We start from the raw sequence: 8,198 nt of genomic DNA on the forward strand, positions 1-8,198 counted from the left end.
GACGGTGACACCGGAGGCCATCCAGCGGGTGACGATCCGGCGGTTGAGCTCGCGGCCGAGCTCGGCGAGCTGGACCCGGTCGTTGGCGCCCTCGGTCTGCAGCGCGTCGTCGACCGCGTGGGCCGCCACCGTCAGGCCGTCGCGGTGGGCGAGGCCGACCGCGTCGGTCAGGTAGTACTCGCCCTTGGAGTTGTCGTTGTCGATGCGGCTGATGCAGTCGAGCAGGAAGGCCGCGTCGAACGCGAGGATCCCGGAGTTGATCTCGGTGATCGCGCGCTGCGCGTCGGTGGCGTCCTTCTCCTCCACGATCGCCTCGACGCCGCCCTCCGCGTCGCGCACGATCCGGCCGTAGCCGTGGGGGTCGGCGACGATGCCGCTGAGGATGCTGACGGCCGCCTGCGCGCCGCGGTGCGACTCGGTGAACGCACGGAGCGTGGCGCCCTCGAGGAGGGGCGTGTCGCCGTACGCGATCAGGACGGTGCCGGCACGCGGTACGTCACCGAGGGCTTCGAGGGCGATCCGTACGGCGTGCCCGGTGCCGAGCTGCTCCTCCTGTACGGCGAGCACGGCCTCGGGAAGCAGCTCGGTGATGTGGGGCGCGACCAGCTCGCGCTGGTGGCCGACGACCGTGACCACGCGGTGGGGCTCGAGGCTGCCGACGGCGGCCAGCACGTGGCCGATCATGCTGCGGCCACCGATCCGGTGCAGCACCTTCGGGGTCTTGGACTTCATGCGGGTGCCCCCGCCGGCGGCGAGGACGATGACGGTCAGCTGGTCGGTCACGACAGCCACCCTAGGCGGTCGATCCCGACGAACGCGCCTCGACGGTTCAGCGCCCGTCGAGCCAGGCGAGCACCGCCAGCACACGACGGTTGTCGTCGGCTGCGGGCGGGAGGTCGAGCTTCGCGAAGATGTTGTTGGTGTGCTTGCCGATCGCCTTCTCGGTGACGACGAGGCGGGCGGCGATCGCTGCGTTGGTGCGTCCCTCGGCCATCAGGGTCAACACCTCGCGCTCGCGATCGGTGAGCCGGTCGAGCGGCCGGCTGCGGGCCGACACCAGCGCGGCGACGACCTCGGGGTCGAGCACGGTGCCGCCGCTGGCGACCTGCCGGACCGCAGCGAGGAACGCGTCCACGTCGGCGACCCGGTCCTTGAGGAGGTACCCGACGGCACCCTCTCCGCTGGCCAGCAGGTCACGGGCGTAGAGCGGCTCGACCCACTGGCTCAGCACCAGGACGGGCAGGCCGGGCCGGGCACCGCGTGCGGTGGTGGCCGCTTCGAGGCCCTCGGTGCTGAACGTCGGCGGCAGTCGTACGTCGACCACGGCGATGTCGATGTCCGCGCGGGTCAACGCCCGGGCGAGTGAGGGTGCGTTGTCGACCGCCTCGACGACCTCGATGCCGCCGGACTCGAGGATCCGGGTCAGCCCGACCCGCAGCAGCGCCTGGTCCTCGGCGAGGACCGCCCGCATCGGCACTGCGTCGCTCAGCTCGTCCGGCACGGGACCTCCAGCTCGACGAGGGTCGGACCGCCCGCAGGGCTCAGCACCCGAAGGTCACCGTCGAAGGCGTCGAGCCGCCGGGCGACGCCCGCGAGGCCGGAGCCGGCGGCATCGGCGCCACCCCGTCCGTCGTCCCCGACGGTGATCCGGAGCCGGTCGCCGTCGTACCGGCCGGTGACCCAGGCGCGCCCGGCGCGGGCGTGCTTGACCGTGTTGGCCAGGCACTCCGCGACGGCGAAGTAGGCCGCGGACTCGACGGGTGCGGGCAACCGGGGCACCTCGATGGCGACCGAGGTCGGGACCGGCAGCGCAAGGGTCAGTGCCTCGATCGCGCCGGCCAGGCCCTTGTCGGCGAGGACGGGCGGGTGGATGCCGCGCACCACGCCGCGCAGGTCCTCGAGCGCATCGATCGTGGTCTCGCGGGCCTCGCGCAACAACGCGGCGGCGGCGTTCGGGTCGGTGTGGACCAGCTTCTCGGCGAGACCGACGTTCATGCCGACCGACGCGATCCGGGCCTGCGCACCGTCGTGGAGGTCGCGCTCGATCCGGCGCACCTCGGCGGCCGAGTGGTCGAGGGTCTCGGCGCGGGACTCCTCGACGCGCTCCACGCGCTCCTCGAGGTCGGCGATGCGGGAGCTGCCGAGCATGCCGCGCTCGGCACGGGCCCGGGCCTGCACCAGCGGCGGCGTGACGAACCACCACGCCACGTAGGCCGGGCCGCTGCCCACGAGAAGGAACAACCAGATCCAGCCGGACGCGGTGATCGCGAGGACGAGCCAGGTCAGCGGCAGGGTCAGCAACGCCACGGGGAGCAGCGACATCGCGAACCCGCCCGAGGCGGAGAACCACAGGAAGCCGAAGTTCCGCCAGCGTGCCGGGTCCCGCATCCAGCGCAACGGCCGCACCAGCACGGGCGTGCCACGGTCCGGGGCGTAGTCGGCGACGATCTCCTCGCCGAGCAGCCGACCGCTGATCCGGCGGTGGGCGGCGGTCAGGCCGGCCGTCGCGGGGAACACCAGCTGGGCGAGCAGCACCCCGATCCCGAGCGCCGGGCCGAGCGCGAGGCACAGCAGCGTGAGGATCGCGAGCGCCAGGCTCGGCAGGAAGGACGCGGCGTACCCGGCCGAGACCAGGGTCAGGCGGAGCCGGTCGACGATGCCGTCGGTGGTCACGGCGTACGGCCGCCCGAGGCGGATGGGCGCGAGGAGGTCCATTGGTTCGAAGTGTGTCATCGCCCTGCCCCCGACACCATCGGGTTGCCCGCGCCCCGTGCTGCCGTCCGGGCCGCACCGAGCGTGACAGCGACGACTCCGGCGACGACGACGGGCAGCAGCCACAGGCCACCGTCCGGCACGACCCCTTCGTCCCGAGCGACGGCGAACGGCACCACGGTGGCCAGGGACGCGACGGTTCCCAGCAGGACTCCGACGGCCGCCACGATCGCGGCCTCCGCGACCACCGACCCGCGGACCTGCCGCGTCGTCGCGCCGAGCAGGTGCAGGCGGTGCAGCTCCGCGCGACGGTGGGCGACCGTCGCCACGAACGCGTTGACCACCATGATCGCCGCGAACAGCGCGATCATCCCGACCACCACGTTGTTGAGCAGGTTGATCGTGTCGCTGTCGGGAGTGCCCGCGGGCAACGAGCGCGTGTCGATGTCGACGAGCATCAGGGTGCCGACCGCGGCCGACGTCAGGACGATGACCGGCGCCAGGACACCGGCGAGCAGGTGCGCCCTCCGGGCGGTGTTGTACGACGCCAGGTGCCCGCTCGCACCCCACGGACCGAGGAGGCGGCCGATCGGGGTGGCGCACCAGCGGAGCAGGACGGGCGCCAGCACGGCGAGACCGACACCGACCAGGATCGAGCTCGATCCGCTCGTCGACATCGCCGCGTACGGGTCGGCGTCGTGCGCGGTGACCGTGACGGTGATGACGGCCATCGCGATCCCGTAGCCGAGCAGCAGCAGGGCGATCCCCACCCGCCACCACGCCATCCGGGACTGCTCGGCTGCACTGCTCTGCACGAGCACGCCGGCAGGACCACGAGTGGCCTTGCGGGCTGCCACGGTGGACGCGATCCACGCGGCGACCAGGACGAGTCCGGCGCCGGTGGCGACCGCGGCCGGCCCTCCGTCGTACTCGGTGCGGGAGGTGAGGAGGCCACCGGACTGCAGCAGGTCGAAGAGCAACCGGCCGGAGACGAGGGCCACCGCAGCGCCGGCGACCGCAGCGGTCAGCGTGACGACGGCGGTCTCGCGGACGATCAGCTTGCGGGCCTGGCGGGGCGTCGCGCCAATCGTGCGGATCAGCCCGATCTCGGCGGCCCGCTGGGTCGCGGTGATGCCGACGGTGGAGGCCACCGAGAAGAGCACGATGATCGCGCCCCAGCCGCCGACGACGGCGCCCATGATGACGAGGGTGTCGGCGTCGGTGCCGGTCGCGCCGGACGCGGATTCCACCAGCGTCGCGAAGGAGCCGATGAGGGCGGCCCCGAGCAGGACCGCGACGAAGGTCGCCGTTGCGGCGAGGGGGCGGTGGCGCAGGCTGCGCCAGGCAAGACTGGTCGTGGCGCTCATCGGGACACCACCAGGTCGTCGAGGTGCGCCATCTGGCCGGCCACGGCATCGGCGGTGGGGCGCGTCATCCGCCCCGCGACCCGGCCGTCGACGAGGAAGACCACCTCGTCGGCGTACGACGCCGCGACGGGGTCGTGGGTCACCATCACCACGGTCTGGCCGAAGTCGGTGACGCTGCTGCGCAGCAGGCCGAGGATCTGCCGGGCCGTGGCCGAGTCGAGGGCACCGGTGGGCTCGTCGGCGAGGACGACGTCGGGCTGGCAGACCAGGGCCCGGGCGATCGCGACGCGTTGCTGCTGGCCGCCCGAGAGGCTGCCCGGCAGGTGGTGGGAGCGGTCCGCGAGTCCGACGCGCTCGATCAGGTCGCGGACCCGCGCCCGGTCGGGCCGCTTGCCGGCGAGCCGGGCGGGAAGGCCGACGTTCTGCGTCACGGACAGGTAGGGCATCAGGTGGAAGGCCTGGAACACGAAGCCGATCCGTTCCCGGCGCAGGCGGGTGCGCCGTTCCTCGTCCCAGTCCGTGACGTCCTCACCACCGATGGCGACGCGCCCCGACGTGGGCCGATCGAGGCCGGCAGCACAGGCCAGGAGGGTGGACTTGCCGGACCCCGAAGGGCCCATCACGGCGGTGAAGGTGCCCCGCCGGAAGGCGAGGTCGATGCCGGCGAGGGCAGCGATCGAGGCTTCGCCGGTGCCGTAGGTGCGGGTGAGGTCGTGCACGGCGAGGGCCGGTGCCGCGACGTTGCTGGGTGTGGACATGCGGGGCTCCTGGAGGACGTCGGAATCGGATGTCTCCGACGCTAGGAACATCCGGCGCCGCGATCGATGGGCCTGAACCGCCAGGCAGGGGTGGGGTTTTCCCTACCCCGGGCACGTGGGGGCGAATGCCGGCCCGCCCCCGCGGCACGTCACAATCGGTGCATGCCCACTGCGAGCACCGCCGACCGTTTGCTCGACGCCCAGGTCGCCTGGCTCCTCACCCGGATCACCGGTGCAGGCCTGGCCGATGTCCTCGCCGAGGACATCGACGACCTGCTCGATGCCGGATCGCGCCTGTCGGTGACCGACCTCGTCGACCCCGCGCCCGTCAAGGAGCTGATCCGGCTCGTGCTGCAGCGGGTCCCCGCGAGCGCCGCCGCCAGCACGGTGGTCGGCATCGCTGCCGACACCGCGTACGACGGCCCGGCGACGCCGTTCGCCGTCGCGGACGTGCTGGACCGCGACCACGTCGACCTCCTGCTCTCGGAGCTGCTCGCGCGCCCCGACCTCGCCGCGAAGTTCCTCGACAAGGTCGCCGAGAGCCCCCTCGCCGCGTCCGTGGCTGCCCGCTTCGTGACCCGGATCGTCGGCGACGTGCTCGCCACCAACCGCGCCGTCGCCGAGAAGATCCCCGGCGTGGGCTCGCTGGTCTCGCTCGGCAGCAGCGTCGCGCGCGGCGTGGCAGGCGCGGCCGACAAGCAGTTCGAGGCCATCCTCGGCGACACCGCCGGCAAGGGCGCGACCTTCGCGATGCGCCGCCTCAACAAGCTCCTCGTCGAGACCCTGTCCGACCCGGCTGCCCGCGAGGCCGCCCTCCAGGTGTTCGACCTGTACGCCGACCACCCGCTCCGCAACCTCCACGAGGTGGGCGAGCGCGAGGACATCCACCGCGTCGCCGGCCTCCTGCAGGACATCGTGATCGCGGGCGCGGCCTCGGAGCCGGTGCTCGCGCTGGCCGACGCCCTGGTCGACGGCTTCTTCTCCGTGTACGGCGACCACCCGATGTCCACGCTCGTCGAGGACCTCGGCCTCACCCGCGACGAGCTGGTCGGCCAGGCCACGGCGCTGCTGCCCGGCCTGCTGGCGAAGGCGGTCGAGTCCGGCGAGGCCGAGCGGCTGATCCGCGCCCGGCTCGCGCCGTTCTTCGCCTCGCCCGAGGTCGCGGAGATCCTCGGCGCCTGACCACGCGTTCTCGGGTGCGGTCCGTAGGCTCGAGCAATGGCTGACGATCCGACCGTCCTGGTGACCGGCGCGACCGGCTTCATCGGGAGCCGGCTCGCCACCGCACTGGTCGAGCGCGGGGTCGACGTGCGCGCGATGACGCGGCGCCCGGAGGCCTACGACGGCGCCGGCCGCCCGGTCGGGGCGGACGTCGGCGACGACGAATCCCTCGGCCGTGCACTCGACGGCGTCGACGTCGCCGTCTACCTGGTGCACTCGCTCGACCACGCAGACTTCGAGCAGCGCGACGCAGCTGCCGCACGCTCCTTCGGTCGGGCTGCTGCCCGTGCCGGCGTCCGCCAGATCGTCTACATGGGCGGCCTCGGCGCCGACGACGACGACCTCTCCCCCCACCTGCGCTCGCGGCGCGAGGTCGAGGGGCTGCTCGGCGAGGGCGGCGTCCCGGTCACGGTGCTGCGGGCAGCCATCGTGGTCGGGCACGGCGGCATCTCGTGGGAGCTGACCCGCCAGCTGGTCAAGAACCTCCCGGCGATGGTCGTGCCCCGGTGGACCTCGACCCGCACCCAGCCGATCGCGGTCGACGACGTCGTCCGGTACCTCGCCGGTGTCATCGACAACGACGCCGCGCTCGGCGAGGTCTTCGAGATCGGCGGACCTGATGCGATGACCTACCTGGACATGCTCGCCATCGCCTCGGAGGTGGCCTCGGGCCACCGCGTCCCGATCGTGCGCGTGCCCGTCCTGACGCCCCGGCTGTCGTCGTACTGGCTGGCGCTGGTCACCGACGTCGACGTCACCACCGGGCGCAACCTCATCGACTCGATGAGCACCGAGGTCGTGGTGACCGACCACCGGATCCGCACGCTCGTTCCGGGCGAACCGATGGGTTATCGCGAGGCCGTCCAGCAGGCGTTGTCCGAGCGCCTCGCCGAGGGCGACGAGATCTGATCAGCCGAAGAGCAACGGCAGTGCGAACAGCATCGCCAGGGACCAGCTGCAGTGCGTCAGGATCGGAGCCAGGATGCCGCCCGTGGCCCGACGCTCCAGGCCCACCACGACACCGAGCAGGATCGCGGCGAACGCGAGCATGACGTTGCCCGTGGCCAGGGTGGCGACGACGTAGGCCAGCGAGGTCCACACCACCGGGCTCCTCGGTACGGCGGCGTAGGCCGCGCCCCGGAAGAACAGCTCCTCGGCCACTCCGTTGACGAGCGTCACCAGGACCAGCAGCGGGATCGACCCCTCGTCGGCGAACTCGAGCACCGACCGCACCTGACGGTCCAGGGCCGGGATCTCGCGCACGACCAGGCCACCCGCCACGAAGACTGCGGCCAGGCCGAACCCCAGGAGCAGCGGCGCGATGACCGGACGGACCAGCGCCTCCCGGTCCCGCCACGCGCCGATGCGTCCGAGGTGGAGCGGACCGGAGGCGAACGCACCGATCGTCCACACCCCCGCCATCGCGAACGTGGCCGGGTAGAACCACCCGCTGCCGGGTTCGATGCGCAGCGAGATCGCGAGCATCACCGCGCCGACGACCACGACGCCGACGCTGACCTCCTGACGACGGCGCAGCCGTTCGTCGGTGTCGCGGTGGTCGCGCGGGACCACGTCCCACAGCAGGCTGCGAAGCCAGCGCACGCCTGAACGCTCAGCGTCGGCCGGCGAAGCGACCGGGCGCCGCCACGACACCACGGCCGAGCCGCAGCGCGCCGGCCGGTGCACCGACAACTCCCCGCACACCGGTGCGGGCGATCGCACCCGGAGCCCGCACCGCCGCACCGACGGGGTCGGACAACGCACCAGCGACGACCGCGGCGTCGTCGAGGTGCGTGAGCACGAAGGGCAGGTGCCGCACTGCGCTCAGATCGCCCCGGGACACGACCGGGACCACGGCCGCGACAGTGACCCGCGCGACCAGGACAACGGTGCCGGGTGACGGGAGATTCGGGAGCTCAGCCATTCCTCGAGGATAGGGCCCCCTGTCACCTGGCACGCATCGCTGGCACGCTGGCCCGGTGACCGTCCACGGACTCCTGCTCGCCGCCGGTGCCGGAAGCCGGTACGGCGCCCCCAAGGCACTCGTCGACGACTGGCTGGTTCGGGCGCTCACGGTGCTCGCTGACGGCGGTTGCCCCGAACGCACCGTGGTCCTCGGCGCGCAGGCCGAGCAGGCACG

Annotated in this window: 9 protein-coding genes; 2 read left to right on the top strand and 7 right to left on the bottom strand. The window is 72.9% G+C overall.

Going from position 1 to position 8,198, the window contains the following annotated elements; translation table 11 throughout:
• From ACOADB_RS19275 to ACOADB_RS19295, 5 genes are all read right to left on the bottom strand, one after another.
• A partial coding sequence (locus ACOADB_RS19275; protein ID WP_378602127.1) for an NTP transferase domain-containing protein occupies positions 1–783 on the bottom strand: 783 nt, incomplete at its 3' end.
• A gap of 46 nt (positions 784–829) precedes the next feature.
• Entirely contained in the window at positions 830–1,471 is a 642-nt protein-coding gene (locus ACOADB_RS19280; RefSeq protein ID WP_378602151.1) for a response regulator, read from the bottom strand.
• A 14-nt stretch (positions 1,472–1,485) separates the two neighbouring features.
• Positions 1,486–2,715, bottom strand: a complete 1,230-nt coding sequence (locus tag ACOADB_RS19285; protein WP_378602130.1) for a sensor histidine kinase — start codon at positions 2,713–2,715, stop codon at positions 1,486–1,488.
• 14 nt (positions 2,716–2,729) lie between these two features.
• A complete protein-coding gene (locus tag ACOADB_RS19290) occupies positions 2,730–4,079 on the bottom strand; it encodes an FtsX-like permease family protein (RefSeq protein WP_378602133.1) in 1,350 nt (449 codons plus the stop codon).
• Positions 4,076–4,837 (bottom strand): ABC transporter ATP-binding protein, encoded by a 762-nt coding sequence (locus ACOADB_RS19295; protein ID WP_378602136.1) that lies wholly within the window; start codon positions 4,835–4,837, stop codon positions 4,076–4,078. Before ACOADB_RS19295 ends, ACOADB_RS19290 begins: the two co-directional genes overlap by 4 nt.
• A gap of 162 nt (positions 4,838–4,999) precedes the next feature.
• On the opposite strand from ACOADB_RS19295, the gene ACOADB_RS19300 reads away from it, so the two are divergent.
• Both ACOADB_RS19300 and ACOADB_RS19305 read left to right on the top strand, forming a co-directional pair.
• Positions 5,000–6,019 (top strand): hypothetical protein, encoded by a 1,020-nt coding sequence (locus ACOADB_RS19300; protein WP_378602139.1) that lies wholly within the window; start codon positions 5,000–5,002, stop codon positions 6,017–6,019.
• A 36-nt stretch (positions 6,020–6,055) separates the two neighbouring features.
• Positions 6,056–6,967: an NAD(P)H-binding protein gene (locus ACOADB_RS19305; RefSeq protein ID WP_378602142.1), complete on the top strand. Its 912-nt coding sequence runs from the start codon at positions 6,056–6,058 to the stop codon at positions 6,965–6,967.
• Here the strand turns inward: ACOADB_RS19305 and ACOADB_RS19310 are convergent, their stop codons facing one another.
• Positions 6,968–7,660 (bottom strand): CPBP family intramembrane glutamic endopeptidase, encoded by a 693-nt coding sequence (locus tag ACOADB_RS19310; protein ID WP_378602145.1) that lies wholly within the window; start codon positions 7,658–7,660, stop codon positions 6,968–6,970.
• 10 nt (positions 7,661–7,670) lie between these two features.
• Positions 7,671–7,982 carry a hypothetical protein gene (locus tag ACOADB_RS19315; protein WP_378602148.1) on the bottom strand — a complete coding sequence of 104 codons (312 nt, stop codon included), beginning with the start codon at positions 7,980–7,982 and terminating at the stop codon, positions 7,671–7,673.
• Positions 7,983–8,198 lie beyond the last annotated feature (216 nt).

The organism is Nocardioides sp. CPCC 206348 (genome assembly GCF_048654705.1).
In the GTDB taxonomy this organism is placed as follows: Bacteria; Actinomycetota; Actinomycetes; order Propionibacteriales; family Nocardioidaceae; genus Nocardioides.

Coding starts and splice junctions, on each gene's coding strand:
- ACOADB_RS19280 (WP_378602151.1), bottom strand. CDS start 1,471: ATGCGGGCGGTCCTCGCCGAGGACCAGGCGCTGCTGCGGGTCGGGCTG.
- ACOADB_RS19285 (WP_378602130.1), bottom strand. CDS start 2,715: ATGGACCTCCTCGCGCCCATCCGCCTCGGGCGGCCGTACGCCGTGACC.
- ACOADB_RS19290 (WP_378602133.1), bottom strand. CDS start 4,079: ATGAGCGCCACGACCAGTCTTGCCTGGCGCAGCCTGCGCCACCGCCCC.
- ACOADB_RS19295 (WP_378602136.1), bottom strand. CDS start 4,837: ATGTCCACACCCAGCAACGTCGCGGCACCGGCCCTCGCCGTGCACGAC.
- ACOADB_RS19300 (WP_378602139.1), top strand. CDS start 5,000: ATGCCCACTGCGAGCACCGCCGACCGTTTGCTCGACGCCCAGGTCGCC.
- ACOADB_RS19305 (WP_378602142.1), top strand. CDS start 6,056: ATGGCTGACGATCCGACCGTCCTGGTGACCGGCGCGACCGGCTTCATC.
- ACOADB_RS19315 (WP_378602148.1), bottom strand. CDS start 7,982: ATGGCTGAGCTCCCGAATCTCCCGTCACCCGGCACCGTTGTCCTGGTC.